Here is a 17236-nt window from a genome sequence, read left to right as displayed (position 1 = left end):
ATTTCTATTTTACTTAAGAAATTTAATTTCCTCAGCTTTCGGATAATTCTTCAATAGCTTTGTTTTGTATTGCGAAGCAAGCGTAGCATTCTTTTCAACATCTTTGCTGATGTTATAAAGCTGATACAGGGCAGTGGAGGCTTTCGCAGAATTTGGATAGCGGTCAACGACAATCAGATAATTGCGTTTCGCTTCATCAAATTTTGGTGGGTCAATCGCCAGATTGAATTCCGCTAACCAGAAATAAGCATTGCTGATATAAACGCTATTCGGATTGTTTTTAATAAAGTTTTGCATCGGTGCAATGGCTTTGGCTGCACCGCCATTTTTATAAGCATCTAAAGCCACGGTATAAGCTGCTTTTTCAAGATCAGCAGGTTGCTGTCCGCTGCTTGCTGTATTGACCTTATTTGTGTTTAGGCTGGGTGCAGTATCCTGTGGGTTTTCCTCCGTTGGATTGTCCTCAGCAGGTTCAATTTTTTGTTGCAATAGTTCAAGGCGCTGATCAAGATCGGCATAACGATTGGTCAGTTCATTTTTGAGCCGTTCAATCTCATTTTCCTGTTCTTCCATTTTACCGCGCAAAATCCGCAGGTCATTCTCGAGCTGCTGGTTCTTTTGCATGATTTGCCAGCTGGTATTGGTTTGAACGGCTGGAGTTGCACCAGCCGCAATTGCCGCTGGAGTATTCACTGCGGTCTGATTCGTAGCTTGGCTCAAGCCGCGCGATTCAATCGGAATATTGGCAAATAGAGGCATGGTAAAGAGTGCTGTCACTGCACACAATACGGTCTTTTTAAACATCATAAAATTTCCATAATTCTTTGTGAGATGCGGATCCGCTGCTCATCTTTTCAAAGTAGATCATTCATATACATTGCACACATTAAAAACGGCATTTTTAGAAAATGCAACAAGGTTTTACAAAGATCATGTGAATCTGAGTGTTGATGGATTGATTGTGAAGATCCCCTAAAAATCAGCAGAAATATCAATATTGTTTTTAAAATAATCAAACGGATAGCTTGAGGGATTATTTTGCGGAACAAAGCTTGCAACTTGATTAAAAATCTCTATACTCTGTTTTTGTAATGGTAGCCCTGCTGGTTACTTCGCAATTGTACTCTATGAACCCCGCCAGGACCGGAAGGTAGCAACGGTAATAGAACTATGATGTGCCGGAGCTTTGCTGGTAGGGTTGCCACCATATGCTTCTTATTATAATAACAATGCAAATTCGCATTTTTCTATTCTCAAATATCATTCCTTTTTCAATGTCGTCAAACAGCATTATCTTATTGTTTTAATGATTAAATCATCATTATCTTTTGCCGTGCTTTATTTTATTTTGCAGCTAATATTGAATTAAATATCCAATATGCTTATACATGCATTAAGACTTTCAAAGAATATAAGACTTAGTCTTCTGCTTTACGGTTAATCGCCTTAATAATCGCATCCATTTCAAAACCACGATACATTAAAAAACGGATCTGTTTGGCTTTGAGCTTAGGGTCTTTAGTGACTTCAATTCCATATTTTTTGACTTTTAGCTCGTAGGCCTGTTGTACCCAGTCAGTTTCTTTAAGTTCCTCCGAAATAAGCGCGGCATCAATCTTTTTGCTCTTGAGTTTCATTTTAATTTGATTGGGGCCTTTGCCTTTACGCTTTTGACTCGACAACATGGTTTCCGCTACGCGCTGATCACTTTGATAGTTCTCACGGGATAGCTCTTCCACTAGGTTAATAACCTCATCACGATGCTCTGCATAGAGGGCTAATTTCTCGATCAGTTCGGCTTTGGAATATTCCTTGCGCGTCAGTACGGCAAAGGCATAAGAACGTAAGCGTGAGCCTATCAGTCCCGGTTTCTTCTCATCCTGAGTTGGGGTAGAGGAAAACAAACGTTCTTCAGGATCAAATTCAGGAGCGTCTTGGATCGCACTTTTTGCAGGTTGAGCTTGATCTTCAGTATCACCAAATTGCTGTTTTAAAGTTTCATAATCGAGCAGTTTGCTGAATTTCGCGTCTGACATGATTCTCTCGGATTTTAGATTCCCTATATAATAACAAAACGCCCCGGAGGGCGCTGTGTATTGACGTTTAAAGATGATGCACCTAATAAGATCACGCATCTAAAAAGTCAGGTTCTTCCTTGCTATCGTCTTCTTCAACAACCACTGCTTTAGTCAGAAGCTGGTCACGAATCAGTTTTTCAATCGTCTGAGCCATTTCTTTATGCTCTTCCAGATAACGGATGGTGTTGTTCTTACCCTGGCCAATTTTGTCGCCTTGATAAGAATACCACGCACCAGCTTTCTGCACGATTTCTTGCTGTACAGCAAGGTCGATCAATTCACCTAGATGGTTAACACCTTTGCCATAAAGAATCTGGAATAATGCTTCTTTAAACGGAGGCGCCATTTTGTTTTTCACGACTTTGACTTTGGTTTCAGAACCAACAATCTCGTCACCTTCTTTCACTTGGCCAATACGACGGATGTCCAAGCGAACAGAGGCATAGAATTTCAGTGCATTACCACCGGTTGTGGTTTCCGGGCTACCAAACATGACGCCAATCTTCATACGAATCTGGTTAATGAAGATCACCATACAGTTTGAGCGTTTGGCATTACCAGTAATTTTACGCAGTGCCTGGCTCATCAAACGGGCTTGCAGACCCATATGCGAGTCACCCATTTCGCCTTCAATTTCGGCACGTGGTGTCAATGCAGCAACAGAGTCGACAACGATCATGTCGATCGCACCAGAGCGTACCAGCATGTCTGCGATTTCAAGTGCCTGTTCACCATGGTCCGGTTGCGATACCAGTAGATTGTCGATATCTACACCCAGCTTGCGTGCATATTGAGGGTCAAGCGCGTGTTCGGCATCGATGAATGCACATGTACCGCCTGCTTTTTGACACTCTGCAATTGCTTGCAATGTCATTGTGGTTTTACCTGAAGATTCAGGACCATAGATCTCGACGATACGACCTTTAGGTAAACCACCAATACCGAGTGCGATATCCAGCGTTAAAGAACCTGTAGACACGGCTTCAACTGCCTGAACGGTATTGTCACCAAGACGCATAACTGTATTTTTACCAAACTGTTTTTCAATCTGGCTTAAGGCAGCGTTGAGCGCCTTGTTTTTATTCTCATCCATCTTACAACCTCAATACGATGTCACTAAGTTAGTACTCAAGTGGATGTCTTAAATTAGAGCTTTGTTCCACAGGTGTATAGTGACAGAATTTTCCCTAGTGTTCTATAAAAGTCAGCGCATGTACGACATATTCTGACGCTTAAATTTAATCGTCATGATAGGACCATGACTGATCGAAATTCTGACTATTTTCATTTTTAAATCTACTGATGTCACGACGATCTTTCTTGCTTGGACGATGGTCGGGACGAGCTAGATTATGCAACTTTCTTTGTGACGTAATCAATTCCCGGCGCGCAATACTGACTTCGGTCTCTTCATACAGTTTTTGTGCCACGGGTGCAGGTCCACGAACATCAGAAAGTTCCTTAACCAGCACGGTTTTTTTGTCGATGCCTTGCTGAATCGTCAGTTCCATACCAACACGGACTTCGCGCGATACCTTGACACGTTCACCATTGTGATGGACTTTGCCACCTTCAATCGCATGTTTGGCAATCGAGCGGGTTTTAAAAAACCGTGCTGCCCACAGCCATTTGTCTATACGCATGCCTACCGCATCTTCGGGTAAAGACGATTTACGCATATTTTTTTTCTACCTCAGCCTGATTTAAATGAGTGATTAAATCTGTTAATTGGTGCAGCATCGGGTAATTACAAGTCTGACGTGCTAGTTTGGCTGAAGAGGGCTGCTGGATGCTGAACAGGTTCTGAATGCCATAGGCTTGAGCCCCATTCAGGACTTTTTCAGTATCATCAATAAAATAAGCATGTGCAGGATCAAATGGATGCAGTTCATTCAGGCCTTGCCAGAACTCGATAAATTCTTTGGCATGTCCGATCGTTTCTGAGCTGACGATGACATCGAAATAATCTCTTAAATTCAAATGATCCAGTTTAAATGCTAGACCCGCACAGTCAGCATTGGTGGCCAGCCAGATTGGATAGCCATTATTTTTAAGATAATCGAGCAATTCGAGACAATGAGGGCGTAAGGCCACTTTATCTTTATGTTCAATTTGCATCGCCAGAACATCGACTTCGACTTTAGCCGTCCAGAAGCGTGAAGAGTACCAGTTTAAGGTATGATTATGTTCCTGATAGAATGCATAGAGTGTCGTCTGGCTGTGTTCCAGGCTACAGCCATGTGTGGCAGCATAACGCACAGGCAATAACTCGTTCCAGATGAAATCATCGTAGGCAAGATCAAGTAAAGTGCCATCCATATCGAAAATTATGGTAGGTTTTTCAGAGCATTTTGACATATTTAGGTTTTCTATGTTTAAAGCAACAGCAGCACCACAAGATCCAATGATTTTGCAGTTTGTGCCCATTTTGACACAAGCCTGTGAAATTTTGCGAGAAGAATATCAGCGTTATTGTTCTGGTGCAGCTTTTGATGTCATCAAAAAAAATGATAATTCTCCGGTGACTCAGGCAGATTTTCGGGTTAATACTTATCTGACCCAAGCTTTGGCAGAGATTTCCAGCTTGCCTTTACTGTCTGAAGAAGGACAGGAACATGAACGCCGCTCATGGTCAGAATTCTGGTTACTGGATCCATTAGATGGCACTAAAGAGTTTTTGCACCAGCGCCCCGAATTTACCATTAATTTGAGTCTGGTCAGAGGCAGTTTGACCACTTTTGCCATATTGGCGGTTCCAGAGCAGCAACTGATTTATTTCTGTCCTGAGCAGGGCTTGCCTTATAAATATGATATTCAAACTAGAACATGGTTTGCTTATGCAATGTCTTCGACATCTAAAATGATTGCTGTGGGACTGAGCCAAAGTAGCCAGCAGAAACCAAAATATCTGGAGTATTTGCAAAGTTTGGCCAAGCTCACGCAATACACTGAATTTAAAGCGGGCAGTGCCTATAAATTTTGCATGATGCTAGAAGATCAGGTGGATATCTATCCACGGTTTCATCCGACCTCGGAATGGGATACCAGCGCTGGTCAATGTATGCTCGAACGGATTGGTGGTGGTCTGGTCGATTTAGAAGGTCGTCCATTTATTTATAATCATCGGGATACCTTGCTGAATGGCGGATTCATTGCTTATAAGAATAATGATATGAAAATTATTGCATTGCAGGCAGTGTCTGACATGCAGGCCGAGCATTGAGCAAAATTCTGAGCGTGTTATAGTGGTGCTTAACCTATTACCAATCCAGAGTTGGCTGTAACGTGTCCCTGAAACTGCTTCCACCGAGTATGTTGAGTGCAATTGATTTATTGCCCGATGTACAAACGCCTGTCACCTTATTCACACGGCATTCGATTCGTGAGGAGGTTCCGGGTCAAGGTTTGGCAGGCTATGATCTGCAACTGACCAATCAGGGACGGGATCTGGCGCAAGAGTGGGGTGCTTATCTGGCTGATCAAACTGATCGTGTGATTCATCACTGTATTTCAAGTCCGATTCAGCGTTGTATTGATACCGCTGCATTGATGATTGAGGGGGCAGATGCGGTTACCCCTGAGCAGAATACCCATCGTATTGAAATTATTGAACAGGGACTTCTAGTGGAGCCTGGCAGCTTTGTGCTGGATATTCAAAAAGCAGGGCCTTATTTTGCCAAGCAAGGTGCGCTCGGTTTTATTAACAGTTTTGTCAATAATGCCTTGCCGGGGATGAAACAGCCGATTCATGGCGTAGTGGATGTACTAGAACTGATTTACAACACCCATCCACAAAATAAATATGGGCTAAGTTTGGCCGTTAGCCACGACACTATTCTCGCAGCCATGATTGCGGTGATGTCAGGGCGTCAGGATGTCAGTCGGGAAGACTGGCCGAAAATGATGGAAGGTCTGTTTGTCTGGTTTGAGGGTGATGTATTCTTGGAATCTAAGCTGAAATGGATCTGGCGCGGTCAGGTACATGAACTGGATATTGCTGATTTTAAACGTTCCCAACTTTCTTAAATGAAAATATTCTTTCAAAACTCAATTGTTCGCAGCAGTTGAGTTTTTTTATTGGGGAGTTAAAAATTATAAAAAGGATGTGGCCTTTCATATTGATCATTCAATAAAAGTCAGGCTAAAACGATAAAAATAAATTCTAAACTGCTTCTTTTACATTTATAGGGTGAAAATTCAATAATGTAAGTATAAAAATTATCTATGCTTAATAAATATAGAAATATTCATCTTGAGGAAAAACTATGAAAATTATCACAATTTTTAGCCTGATCGCGATTCTGGGTTTAACCGCATGTCAAAAGCGGGACACTGACAATACGAAACAGGATAAAACCACTTCGCCATCTTCTATGGATAAAGATCAATAATCTAAAAAGGGGGGCGAATCAGTTTTTTATCTCATCGTATCGGCTAGATGAGGGGCATCTAAACGGATTGTTTTTCTGATTTCTTGAAATTTCAGGCACAAAAAAAGCCCTAAAAAGGGCTTTTTTCATTTGCGATTAGTTAGAAGCTAGTGCTTTAACTTGCGCGTTCAAGCGGCTCTTATGACGAGCTGCTTTGTTTTTATGGATGATGCCTTTGTCAGCCATACGGTCGATTACTGGAACAAGCGATTTGTACGCTTCAGTAGCAACTGCATAGTCATTAGTGCTGATAGCAGCTAATGTACGTTTAAGATAGGTACGAACCATAGAACGCAAGCTTGCGTTGTGTTTGCGTGCTTTAACGTTTTGACGAGCACGTTTTTTAGCTTGAGCAGAGTTTGCCACTCGTGCACTCCTTGAAATAGATTGGTCTGGGCGGGCTGAAACTCAACTGAAAACCAACATCAGAGGAATTATCACCAGCCCGTAAACAAGTGCCATATTTTGATTAAACTAAGCACCGAAGTCAAGTCTTGACATGCTTTGACAACATTTTAGATGCAGAAAAATTCTAAAGAAAACGTTAGATTAGTATTCCACCTAGGAGATCGTATAAAAAATGACTAAATCACTGACTCATCCCATCGTGATAGGTGCCACCGGCTTGGTGGGAAAACAACTGATAAAACGTTTGCAAGATGAGCCGACTTGCCAGCAGATTACTGCAGTGGTCAGAAAACATCAAAATGATCTGGATGCTTTGGATAAAGTTCAACAACTGGTACTGGAAGATTTCCTGATGTTGAATGATCAGGATGTCAGCAAGCATAGCCATGGTTTTAGCTGCCTGGGCAGCACCATGAAAAAGGCCGGATCCAAACAGGCATTTTATAGTATTGACTATACCATAAATGCTCACTTTGCAGAGCTGTTACAACAAACTTCAGCGCATTACCTGTTGCTGAGTGCAATGGGTGCCGATCCACAATCTCATTTTTACTATAATCGGGTCAAAGGTGAGCTGGAAGAATATGTACAAACATTGACTCTGGACAGAATCAGCCTGATTCGACCTTCATTGCTCATTGGTGAACGTCCAGAGCAGCGTTTTTTGGAAGATATCGCGCAGCAGGTTTACCACAAAGTATCGCGTTTTATTCCGGATAGTTTTGCGTATAAGCCAGTGACAGCCGAGCAGGTGGCTCATACTATGGTCGAGGCCGCGCTAACTCAGACGGTAAAATTTGAAATTTATGATAATTTACGCATACAAAAAATGAAATGAGGGGAAAACACCGTGTCTACAGCAGCATTTGTTACCTGTGACTTGTTAGATGATCATCCAGAATTAGAGCTTCAGGTGGTGACACCTTGCCTGGACGGTAAATTTTTTAAGAGTTATGGGGCGCGCAAAACCTTTGGCGGTCAGATTGTGACAGTAAAATGTTTTGAAGATAACTCGCGGGTGAAAGAGTTGTTGGCCACAGATGGAACAGGCAAGGTCCTGGTCGTAGATGGCGGTGCATCCATGCGCTGTGCCTTGATGGGTGACCTGATTGCAGAATCAGCGGTAAAAAATCACTGGAATGGCGTGATTATTTACGGTTGCGTTCGTGATGTCGATGCAATTGCTGAACTTGATCTTGGTGTGCATGCATTGGGGGCTATTCCACAGAAGAGCAATCGCAAGGGTGTAGGTGAAGTTGATATTTCTCTCTGTTTTAGTGGTGTCACGTTTAATGCAGGCGAGTATGTCTATGCAGACAATAATGGTATTGTGGTGTCTAAAACAGCATTAGTGGCTTAATCGGCCGGAATCTGCATTTCTGCATGAAAGAATAACAACAAAACTGATCTATACCCGAAAAGACAGAATGCTTACATTCTGTCTTTCAGTTTAATAAAACAAAAAACAGGAAAATAGTATGTTGGGTCATCAAATTAAAGTTGTACAAGCTTTGGCCTCTTCAATCGCTGAAGGTGGACGTGGGATGGTGGGTACACCGTTTCCAAATCAGCCTGAAAAAGCCTTGAAGCTCTATGAATACGAGGGTTCACCATTTTGTCGTCGGGTGCGTGAAGTCATGACCTTGCTAAATCTGGATTATGAAGTTTATCCATGTCCACGAGGGGGTACTCATTTCCGTCCTGAGGTGCAGCAATTGGGTGGAAAACTGCAATTTCCTTTTTTAGTTGATGAAAATACCGGTGATCGATTCTATGAGTCTCAGGATATTATCGATCATCTGTTCAAGCATTATGGCAAAACCGGCAAAACTCCCAAGAAATATGCTCACTATCCTAAAATTCCAGTGGCTGCAATTGCGGGAACCGTCCTCAATGGTTTACGCGGCGGAATGGTGAATCCCAAGATTAAGGATCGGCCAACACCTGAACTGTTATTAGAATTATGGGGCTTTGAGGCCAGTCCTTATACCCGAATTGTACGCGCCGTTTTGAGTGAACTGGAAGTGCCGTTTGTTTTTCATAATGTCGCTAAAGAGCGCTGGCAAGATTATGGACCGGCCAAATTGCGTTTAAAACCGGGAAAATATGAACCACTACCAGGCGGTAAGCGTGAACATTTGTTTGAAATGATGGGAAATAATATTCAGCTTCCCTATCTGGTCGATCCAAATACAGATACCAAAATGTTTGAATCGGCTGAGATTGTGAAATATTTAAAACAGCAATACGGTACTGCTTAAAGTAGACAGCTCGTATAACTTCAAAAGATTTTCTATCTTGAACTGCCATCTGCTAAACAGATGGCATTTTTTATGTCTATGATATGGAAAACGGGCGTAAGCGTTTCTCGCTGCTTAAAACTTCAGATAATAAAAAATAAATAAATCATGATTTTTAGTGTGATTTTGTTTATATTTTAATCTTAAAGGGGATATATAAAAATAAATATAAGGGGCGTGCTTATGACAGCATCGGAGGCAGTCTTGCCAGTACCAGTATTAATCGTTGAAGATGAATATGTCATCCAGCGCCGTTTAAAAATCATATTAAGCAATCTAGGTTATAACGAAGACGTTCTGCTATTTGCCAACACGGTTAAAGAAGCATATTCCATAGTTCATCAACAGCCGATTGCACTGGCCTTAGTAGATTTGGGGTTACCAGATGGGAATGGGATTTCAATTATTGAAAAAATCCGCGAACAGGACGCACAAGCGTTGATTCTGGTAGTGTCTGCCTGGAGTACCCAGGATAGTCTGTTTAGCGCAATTCAGGCCGGCGCAACCGGTTATGTGCTCAAAGAGCGGGATGATGTTGAAGTCGCTTTGGCTATTCGCAGTATTTTGCGTGGCGGTGCACCGATTGATCCCTTTGTTGCCCGTGAAATTTTAAAACAGATTTCTATTCCTGCCATTTCATTAACAGTAGAGCAGAACAGGCCAGCTGCGGATCAGGAAACGCTCACACAGCGGGAGCAGGAAATCCTGTCCTTGGTTGCGCAAGGTCTGAGTAATCGTGAAATTGCCGAGCAGCTCTGTGTATCACGCTATACCGTCGAAAGTCATATCAAGCATATTTACCGCAAACTCTCGGTCAGTAAACGTACCAAGGCGGTCAGTACCGCACGGCATCTGGGAATTCTGTAATGTCATCTGCCTGTTCCAGAAGCAGCAAACGGCAGCGACTGAAATGGATCGGTGTTTTTGTCCTGTGCAGCTGGCTTTGCTTGTTCTGTAGTATCAGTCAGGCACAAAACCATTTTCAGATTAATGATCTTTGTCAGGTGAAGATCGAATATATTCAGAAGGTTCAGGCTCAGGGTCCTACCGAGATGCCGACATCAGGCTGGCAAAGCGTACGTTTGCCGGATAACTGGCAGAATAACTGGAAGAATTATCATGGGGGTGCCTGGTACAAGATTGTCTGGCGCTGGTCATGCCAAGACAACATCCGCCTTGCAGAACCAGTTGCCTTTTCTATTGATTATATTAATTCGGCAGGTGCCGTATTCCTGAATGGTGACTTGCTTTGGTCTGACCGGAACTTGCAAGAACCCTTGTCAAAAAGCTGGAATATGCCGCGTTACTGGGTTTTCCCGATTAGCGGTTTGCGTAAAGACAGTAATGAAATCCTGATTTACGTAAATGGCTACAGTTTCCAAAGCGCGGGCCTGGGCAATATTCAATTTAATAATGTACTGGTGAATAGCCAGCAGTATCTAGGCAAAATCTGGGATCGCCGTACTGTATTTCAGATCAATATGATTTTCTCGGCCACGATTGGGCTGATCTGTTTCATTATCTGGTTATTCCGGCGTTCAGAAACCACTTTTGGCTGGTTGGCACTCAGTTCACTGTTATGGATTTTGTTTATTTCCAATGTGCTCACGACAGAAAACTTTCCATTTCGCTCCACGATTTCGGCAAGTAAAGCTAACATGCTTTTTTTTGTTGCCTATATCCATTGCTTCTGTCTGTATCTGATCCGCTTTGTAAAACAGAAATTTAAGCAGTTGGAGCGAGGATTTACTCTGGTCAGCGTTCTGTCCAGCCTACTGGTGATGATCAGTCCCTTGGATTATTTGGAGCAGGTACTGGGTGGAGTGTTTATCATCTATGTATTGCTCTTTGTCAGTTGTACTGTGTATATCAGCTATCAGGCCATCAAAACCCGAAATGGAGAATATCTCTTCCTGACGTTATGTCTTTGGGGGATTTTGCTGTGTGTAGTTATCGACCTGATCATGTTGAACCAAACCAAGGTCAATGAATTTTCACCTTTATCTCCCTATACCTCACCGATTATTACCTTGTTTGTGGTGCTCATTATGGGTACACGCTTGAATCGTAATGTCAGGAAAATCGAAAAATTTAATAGCCAGTTAGAACGTAAAGTCCAGCAGGTCAGTGCCGACCTGAATAAAAGCCTGAGCGATAAACATCAATTGGAGCTGACCAATGTTCGTCTGCAAGAGCGGATTAATCTGTCACATGAACTGCATGACGGGTTGGGAGGGTCTATTGTCCGTTCCATGATTCTGGTGGATCAAAGTAGCGAAACAGTTTCTAAACAGCAGTTTCTTTCCATGCTGAAACTGCTCAGAGATGATCTCAGACAAATCATTGACAGTGGTTCATCTATTGAAAATAAAGTCCCACAAACGCCGGTACTCTGGATCGCACCGGTACGTTATCGTTTTACCCAGCTGATGGAAGAAATGGGGATTGTAGTTGAATGGTCATTTCCAAAAGTCTGGCAGCGTGAACCGACGGCATTACAGTGTTTGACCTTGATCCGAGTAGTCGAAGAAAGTCTGACCAATATCATTAAGCATAGTCAGGCCAGTCAGGTAAAAGTCAGTCTGGAATATTCCCAGCCACATCAGCTTACTTTAAGCATTCAGGATAATGGCATCGGTTTCGATGCTGACATGGTGCAAAAAAATGGTCTGAGTATTGGAATGCGCAGCATGAAAATGCGGGTTGAGCGCATGGGAGGATTGTTCCAGATTGAATCTGAACAAGGAGATACGCTGATTCGTGTTGTATTAGAGCTGTATCAGCCTTAATTAGTTAGAATTCTAGACTCTAAAAATAAAAGAGGATCATGTGATCCTCTTAAAATTATTGCTTAAATAGAGCCTTGGAAAGCTTACTCGTCGTCAGCAGGTGGAACCAGCATTAACACGGCTTCATTTAATAATGCCGCAACATCTTCCAGAATTTCTTCATCAGCGAAGTCTTCACCGAATAACAACGCTTCACCATCTGCAAGCTGTTTGAGTTTTGCAGTGAATGCCTCAGAGATGGACACACCTTCACCATTAGCCCAGAACAAAACATTGCCGTCTGTTTCAGTATAGAGTAGGCGTGACGCAGGTTCGAGCATCAGGCTATAACCCTGATCAAGTGCTTCTTCCAGATCACCTGTACCGATTTCTTCTGCTTCAGGCAGGTTTTCAGGATATTTAGGTTCGGACATCAAGCTCATGATGGCATCTTCGAGAACATTGGAATTATGCAGTTGCTGCATGATGTGTTCTTTCAGATATTCCAGCTCATTGCTGCTCACTTCACCGATAGCACCGACTTGATCACGGATGATATCCAGCAATGGGTTACGCAGCGTTTCATTTTCAGAGAATTTATCCCCGACACGATCCATCATGTCACTGATATTTGGCATGCGGAAACCGAATGAATAAGTCAGGCAGTCATCTTCAGCCACGCCGTAATGAGCCAGACCAGGCGGCACATAGAGCAAGTCGCCAGGTGCCAGCACTTCATCAAAGTTCACTTCTATTTCAGGTAACAATTTAAGTGGTTGACCTGGAACGAATGCCGTTTCGGCATCACACATTTGCCCAAGCTGCCAGCGACGGTGGCCATGGCCTTGTACCAGAAATACATCATAGAAGTCGAAATGTTTGCCGACTGAACCGCCTTGTGGAGCATAAGACACCATAATGTCATCGCGACGCCATTGTGGAATAAACGGGAATTTTTTCCAAAGCGCCGACAGGTCAAATGAATAGTGATCTACAGCCTGAACCAAAAGTGTCCAGAGTTTTGGCATTTTCTGGAAATCTGCTTTGAGTAAAGGCGAAGATTTCACGTTCCATTGATTCGGATCACGATCTTTCTGCTTGATGAGGCGGGCAGTGACATGTTCTTCAAGCGCAAGTTCCATCACATCATTGGGTTCAAGCAAACTGGCGATTTCAGGCATCGCATTACGCACCAGTAAAGGTTTCTTTTGCCAGTATTCGCTAAGGAATTGTTCAGCGGTAATACCGCCTAATACGTCTAAAGGTTGAGACATAGATTACAGCCTGAATTTAAATGGGAGATTAAGGAACCAAAATTTTTAATTCACGAAGAATATGACAGAGCTTGATCATCGGCATGCCCATCAGCGTGGTCTGATCTTGTCCGATCATTTCTTCAAACAAGCTAATACCGAGGCTTTCACATTTGAAACTGCCTGCACAATGTAACGGCTGTTCAATTTCGACATAGCGCTCGATTTCGGCCTGAGAAAGTTTACGAAACTTGACTTTATAGTGTTCGATCAGCGTTTGCTCGAAACCCGTCGATTGTTGCTGCACACTGAGCGCCGTACTGAAATAGACAATCTTATCCGAATTGGCTTGCAGCTGGCGAATAGCTTTTTCAGTCGTTAACGGTTTGCCAATAAAAATATCCGGTGCACCTTCACGCCATGCCACCTGATCCGAGCCGATCACAATCGCTTCAGGATTCTGTTCGGCAATATATCTGGCTTTCTCGAAAGCCAGTCGTTGTGCCAGATCATCTGCGTGATTTTCCCCGCGAGGAGATTCATCGATATCCGGTACCATGGAAATGTAATCAATATGCAGACGATCCATCAGCGCTTTGCGGGTTTGACTGGATGATGCCAAGATAATCTGTGCAGAATTCATTAGACAGCATATTCCTCAAGAATATTTAACGGTACATAAGCCAGAACAGCTTTGTGGCAGGCTTGCAGCTTGATCGGTGGCGCCTGACCTGCTTCATAGGCTTCTACCCAGCGCGTTACGCAGATACACCAGAAATCGCCCGGTTGCAGGCCCGGGAAGTCCAGTTCGGGCAAAGGCGTAATCAGGTCATTACCGACTTTTTGAGAAAAATTCAGAAATTCTGAGGTCATTTGCGCGCAAACCGTATGCTGGCCCAGATCGGTGGTCGCAGTATGGCAAAAGCCATTGCGGAAATATCCGGTAATCGGATCGAAGCAACAGCTGGACAAAGGCTCACCTAACACGTTCAAACGGTTAAGATTTGGATCAGGATGTATCGACATAGGGACTGAATCTAAAAGAGGCTTTTTTCTATCATAACAAAACTTTGGCATTCATAATGTTTTCTGCAAAAGATGCTAACCTTTTTCTGCATAATCATTTAAAATCGCCTGGTTTTAATATCTATAAAGTGAGCTCTACATGAACTTTCAGCGTATGACTGACCTCGATTTAGCAGGTAAACGTGTTCTGATCCGTGAAGATTTAAACGTTCCTGTTAAAAATGGTGTGATCACCAGCGATGCGCGTCTTCGTGCAGCATTGCCAACGATTAAAGCAGCATTAGAAAAAGGCGCTGCAGTCATGGTGTATTCTCATCTGGGTCGTCCGGTTGAAGGTGAACCTAAAGCTGAACAGTCACTTGCTCCTGTAGCGGCTTACTTGACTGAAGCTTTGGGCCAAGAAGTGAAACTGTTCACTGACTATTTAAATGGTGTTGAAGTTCAGCCAGGCCAGGTGGTTCTACTTGAAAACTGCCGTTTTAACGTCGGTGAAAAGAAAAACAATCCAGAGCTTGCAGCAAAATATGCAGCACTTTGTGATGTATTCGTGATGGATGCCTTTGGTACAGCGCACCGTGCAGAAGCGTCTACTGAAGGTGTAGCACGTTTAGCAAAAGTTGCAGCAGCAGGTCCTTTATTGGCAGCTGAACTGGATGCACTTGGTCGTGCACTGAAAACTCCAGAAAAACCAATGGTGGCGATTGTTGCAGGTTCTAAAGTTTCAACCAAACTTGACGTTTTGACCTCACTTTCTGATATCTGTGATCAATTGATCGTTGGTGGCGGTATTGCCAACACTTTCCTTGCTGCGGCAGGCTATAACGTGGGCAAATCACTGTGTGAAAAGGATCTGATCGATACAGCAAAAGCCATTGCTGCAAAAGTATCAGTTCCACTTCCAACTGACGTAGTCGTTACAGATGCCTCTGAAATTAACTTTGAAGATTTCTTGGGTTCATTGGCTGCTGCGAAAGCGACGGTGAAAAACGTTGCAGATGTTGCTGACAACGACATGATCCTAGATGTAGGTCCAGAAACTGCGAAAGCATTTGCAGAAATCCTGAAAACCTCTAAAACCATTCTTTGGAATGGCCCGGTCGGCGTATTTGAAGTAGATCAATTCGGTGAAGGGACTAAAACTTTATCTTTAGCAATTGCTGAATCGGAAGGTTTCTCGATTGCAGGCGGTGGGGACACACTTGCTGCGATTGATAAATATGAAGTGGCTGACAAAATTGGTTATATCTCGACGGGTGGCGGTGCATTCCTTGAATTCGTTGAAGGTAAAACCCTTCCTGCAGTTGCGGTATTGTTAGAACGTGCTTAATGGCATGTCCTAAGCTAAAAAGCTGGCCAAGTGCCAGCTTTTTTTATGTCATTTTTTTGACAGTGAAAACTTACCCTTCATGGCTTCGTCATTAAAATGCAATAAATCTGTCATAAGATGCAGTCATTAAATCACCAAATGACGAGAATACGTGATGAAGAAACAGTTAACTATCGCAGTATTATTAGCAGCTTCTCTGGCACTGACTGCATGTGCAAAACAGGAAAGCGCACCAGAAGCTGAAGCAGAAAGCTCGGCAGCAGTGGCGGATCAGACTGTAACTCCAGAACAGCAAGCCGCCATTGACGCCATTGATCAGCCAATTTTAGATGAAAAAAATACCGATATTCCAGCTGAAGTTGCCAATGCGCCAGCCGATGAAGCGACTGCAGACGAGTCAGTTACTGCGACTTCAGAGCCTGTAGCACCTTAATCTGGCTGATGTGACACAAAATCCCTGCAAATGCAGGGATTTTTTTTAAATAGTGTTATTTGTTGCTGAATTGAAACCTTTGAACATGTAGAATATGGGGCATTCACTGGGAGGATATTATGGCTCTTATTTCATTGCGCCAGCTCTTGGATCACGCCGGCGAACATGCTTACGGCGTACCAGCATTTAACGTAAACAACTTAGAACAAATGCGTGCAATTATGCTTGCAGCAGATGCAACCAATTCACCTGTTATCGTACAAGCATCTGCGGGTGCGCGTAAATATGCAGGCGCTCCGTTCTTGCGTCACCTAATTTTGGCTGCAATTGAAGAATGGCCACATATTCCAGTGGTAATGCATCAAGACCACGGTACGAGCCCTGACATTTGTCAACGTTCAATCCAGTTAGGCTTTTCATCAGTGATGATGGACGGCTCACTGGGTGAAGACGGTAAAACACCAACTTCATATGAATATAACGTTGATGTGACTCGCCGTACAGTTCAAATGGCACATGCGTGTGGCGTATCTGTTGAAGGTGAAATCGGTTGTTTGGGTAGCCTTGAAACAGGTATGGCGGGTGAAGAAGATGGCGTAGGCGCAGAAGGCGTACTGGATCATTCTCAACTCCTGACTTCAGTTGAAGAAGCGCGTAGCTTTGTTGCTGATACCAATGTTGATGCGCTTGCAATTGCAGTAGGTACTTCACACGGTGCGTACAAGTTCACGCGTCCACCTACAGGTGATATTCTTGCGATTGACCGCATTAAGGAAATTCACGCAGCACTTCCAAACACGCATCTTGTCATGCACGGTTCAAGCTCTGTGCCACAAGAATGGTTGGCAGTGATTAACCAGTATGGCGGCGACATCAAGGAAACTTACGGTGTTCCGGTTGAACAGCTGGTTGAAGCGATCAAACACGGCGTGCGCAAGATTAACATCGATACTGACTTGCGTTTAGCATCTACCGGTGCAATGCGTCGTATGATGGCAGAAAAACCAAGCGAATTCGATCCACGTAAATTCTTCAGCGCAACTGTAGATGCAATGAAGCAAATCTGTATCGATCGTTACGAAGCTTTTGGTACTGCAGGCAATGCAGACAAGATTCGCCCAATCTCTTTAGAGAAAATGGTGTCACACTATAAATAATTCCCAGTGAATCATTTATAAAAAAAGCCCACTGCAAATGTGGGCTTTTTTGTAGA

20 protein-coding genes and 1 other RNA gene are annotated in these 17236 nt (G+C 43.3%); 12 read left to right on the top strand and 9 right to left on the bottom strand.

The annotated features are described in order from the left end of the window. Nucleotides 1-9: 9 nt before the first annotated feature. Entirely contained in the window at nucleotides 10-807 is a 798-nt protein-coding gene (locus tag ACTL4S_RS04865) for a tol-pal system YbgF family protein (RefSeq protein ID WP_253113360.1), read from the bottom strand. A gap of 294 nt (nucleotides 808-1101) precedes the next feature. Here ACTL4S_RS04865 and ffs point away from each other — a divergent pair. After that, nucleotides 1102-1198, top strand: an RNA gene (ffs, locus tag ACTL4S_RS04860) — signal recognition particle sRNA small type. A gap of 220 nt (nucleotides 1199-1418) precedes the next feature. On the opposite strand, the gene ACTL4S_RS04855 is transcribed toward ffs, so the two are convergent. The 4 genes from ACTL4S_RS04855 to ACTL4S_RS04840 form a co-directional block, all read right to left on the bottom strand. Further along, nucleotides 1419-2036 carry a regulatory protein RecX gene (locus tag ACTL4S_RS04855; protein ID WP_441298866.1) on the bottom strand — a complete coding sequence of 206 codons (618 nt, stop codon included), beginning with the start codon at nucleotides 2034-2036 and terminating at the stop codon, nucleotides 1419-1421. Nucleotides 2037-2127: 91 nt separating this feature from the next. Next, entirely contained in the window at nucleotides 2128-3171 is a 1044-nt protein-coding gene (recA, locus tag ACTL4S_RS04850) for a recombinase RecA (RefSeq protein WP_004279873.1), read from the bottom strand. Between the two features lie 145 nt (nucleotides 3172-3316). Continuing rightward, the gene (locus tag ACTL4S_RS04845; protein WP_441298865.1) at nucleotides 3317-3757 is read right to left on the bottom strand and encodes an RNA-binding S4 domain-containing protein; all 441 of its coding nucleotides are present in this window, start codon (nucleotides 3755-3757) and stop codon (nucleotides 3317-3319) included. Next, the gene (locus tag ACTL4S_RS04840) at nucleotides 3750-4436 is read right to left on the bottom strand and encodes an HAD-IA family hydrolase (RefSeq protein ID WP_425878243.1); all 687 of its coding nucleotides are present in this window, start codon (nucleotides 4434-4436) and stop codon (nucleotides 3750-3752) included. Before ACTL4S_RS04840 ends, ACTL4S_RS04845 begins: the two co-directional genes overlap by 8 nt. Before the next feature lie 13 nt (nucleotides 4437-4449). Between ACTL4S_RS04840 and ACTL4S_RS04835 the strand changes: the two genes are divergently transcribed. The 3 genes from ACTL4S_RS04835 (at nucleotide 4450) to ACTL4S_RS04825 (ending at nucleotide 6469) form a co-directional block, all read left to right on the top strand. Then, a complete protein-coding gene (locus ACTL4S_RS04835; protein WP_004279870.1) occupies nucleotides 4450-5301 on the top strand; it encodes a 3'(2'),5'-bisphosphate nucleotidase CysQ family protein in 852 nt (283 codons plus the stop codon). A 62-nt stretch (nucleotides 5302-5363) separates the two neighbouring features. Continuing rightward, nucleotides 5364-6104 carry a histidine phosphatase family protein gene (locus ACTL4S_RS04830; RefSeq protein WP_004279869.1) on the top strand — a complete coding sequence of 247 codons (741 nt, stop codon included), beginning with the start codon at nucleotides 5364-5366 and terminating at the stop codon, nucleotides 6102-6104. A 239-nt stretch (nucleotides 6105-6343) separates the two neighbouring features. Further along, entirely contained in the window at nucleotides 6344-6469 is a 126-nt protein-coding gene (locus ACTL4S_RS04825) for a hypothetical protein (RefSeq protein WP_004729839.1), read from the top strand. A gap of 135 nt (nucleotides 6470-6604) precedes the next feature. Here ACTL4S_RS04825 and rpsT read toward each other — a convergent pair whose 3' ends face one another. Continuing rightward, nucleotides 6605-6874 (bottom strand): 30S ribosomal protein S20, encoded by a 270-nt coding sequence (rpsT, locus tag ACTL4S_RS04820; RefSeq protein ID WP_004279868.1) that lies wholly within the window; start codon nucleotides 6872-6874, stop codon nucleotides 6605-6607. A 214-nt stretch (nucleotides 6875-7088) separates the two neighbouring features. On the opposite strand from rpsT, the gene ACTL4S_RS04815 reads away from it, so the two are divergent. The 5 genes from ACTL4S_RS04815 to ACTL4S_RS04795 all read left to right on the top strand — a co-directional run bounded on the left by ACTL4S_RS04815 (nucleotide 7089) and on the right by ACTL4S_RS04795 (nucleotide 12005). Then, complete coding sequence (locus ACTL4S_RS04815; RefSeq protein ID WP_004279867.1) at nucleotides 7089-7754, top strand: NAD(P)H-binding protein; 666 nt, start codon at nucleotides 7089-7091, stop codon at nucleotides 7752-7754. A gap of 12 nt (nucleotides 7755-7766) precedes the next feature. Beyond that, nucleotides 7767-8276 carry a ribonuclease E activity regulator RraA gene (gene rraA, locus ACTL4S_RS04810; protein ID WP_004729838.1) on the top strand — a complete coding sequence of 170 codons (510 nt, stop codon included), beginning with the start codon at nucleotides 7767-7769 and terminating at the stop codon, nucleotides 8274-8276. Nucleotides 8277-8394: 118 nt separating this feature from the next. Next, nucleotides 8395-9177 (top strand): glutathione S-transferase N-terminal domain-containing protein, encoded by a 783-nt coding sequence (locus tag ACTL4S_RS04805; protein WP_005251597.1) that lies wholly within the window; start codon nucleotides 8395-8397, stop codon nucleotides 9175-9177. Nucleotides 9178-9399: 222 nt separating this feature from the next. Next, a complete protein-coding gene (locus ACTL4S_RS04800) occupies nucleotides 9400-10083 on the top strand; it encodes a response regulator (RefSeq protein ID WP_216985969.1) in 684 nt (227 codons plus the stop codon). Next, nucleotides 10083-12005 carry a sensor histidine kinase gene (locus ACTL4S_RS04795; protein WP_441298864.1) on the top strand — a complete coding sequence of 641 codons (1923 nt, stop codon included), beginning with the start codon at nucleotides 10083-10085 and terminating at the stop codon, nucleotides 12003-12005. Before ACTL4S_RS04800 ends, ACTL4S_RS04795 begins: the two co-directional genes overlap by 1 nt. A gap of 83 nt (nucleotides 12006-12088) precedes the next feature. On the opposite strand, the gene ACTL4S_RS04790 is transcribed toward ACTL4S_RS04795, so the two are convergent. The 3 genes from ACTL4S_RS04790 to ACTL4S_RS04780 are packed head-to-tail and all read right to left on the bottom strand — an operon-like array spanning nucleotide 12089 to nucleotide 14263. Continuing rightward, nucleotides 12089-13258 carry a ribosomal protein uL16 3-hydroxylase gene (locus ACTL4S_RS04790; RefSeq protein ID WP_441298863.1) on the bottom strand — a complete coding sequence of 390 codons (1170 nt, stop codon included), beginning with the start codon at nucleotides 13256-13258 and terminating at the stop codon, nucleotides 12089-12091. A 28-nt stretch (nucleotides 13259-13286) separates the two neighbouring features. Further along, nucleotides 13287-13880, bottom strand: a complete 594-nt coding sequence (locus tag ACTL4S_RS04785) for a Maf family protein (RefSeq protein WP_004729833.1) — start codon at nucleotides 13878-13880, stop codon at nucleotides 13287-13289. Next, nucleotides 13880-14263 carry a DUF2237 family protein gene (locus ACTL4S_RS04780; protein WP_004279857.1) on the bottom strand — a complete coding sequence of 128 codons (384 nt, stop codon included), beginning with the start codon at nucleotides 14261-14263 and terminating at the stop codon, nucleotides 13880-13882. The genes ACTL4S_RS04785 and ACTL4S_RS04780 overlap by 1 nt, the downstream gene beginning before the upstream one ends. A gap of 139 nt (nucleotides 14264-14402) precedes the next feature. On the opposite strand from ACTL4S_RS04780, the gene ACTL4S_RS04775 reads away from it, so the two are divergent. The 3 genes from ACTL4S_RS04775 to fba all read left to right on the top strand — a co-directional run bounded on the left by ACTL4S_RS04775 (nucleotide 14403) and on the right by fba (nucleotide 17180). Next, nucleotides 14403-15590 carry a phosphoglycerate kinase gene (locus ACTL4S_RS04775; RefSeq protein WP_114540756.1) on the top strand — a complete coding sequence of 396 codons (1188 nt, stop codon included), beginning with the start codon at nucleotides 14403-14405 and terminating at the stop codon, nucleotides 15588-15590. Between the two features lie 154 nt (nucleotides 15591-15744). Continuing rightward, complete coding sequence (locus ACTL4S_RS04770) at nucleotides 15745-16023, top strand: hypothetical protein (RefSeq protein WP_441298862.1); 279 nt, start codon at nucleotides 15745-15747, stop codon at nucleotides 16021-16023. Nucleotides 16024-16142: 119 nt separating this feature from the next. Further along, nucleotides 16143-17180 (top strand): class II fructose-bisphosphate aldolase, encoded by a 1038-nt coding sequence (gene fba, locus ACTL4S_RS04765; protein ID WP_004279853.1) that lies wholly within the window; start codon nucleotides 16143-16145, stop codon nucleotides 17178-17180. The last annotated feature ends 56 nt before the right edge of the window (nucleotides 17181-17236 follow it).

Origin of the sequence: Acinetobacter lwoffii, from assembly GCF_052078135.1 — a bacterium.
In the GTDB taxonomy this organism is placed as follows: domain Bacteria; phylum Pseudomonadota; class Gammaproteobacteria; order Pseudomonadales; family Moraxellaceae; genus Acinetobacter; species Acinetobacter lwoffii_Z.
Note: the sequence above shows the minus strand (reverse complement) of the source record. Positions and strands in the feature narration are given on the sequence as shown.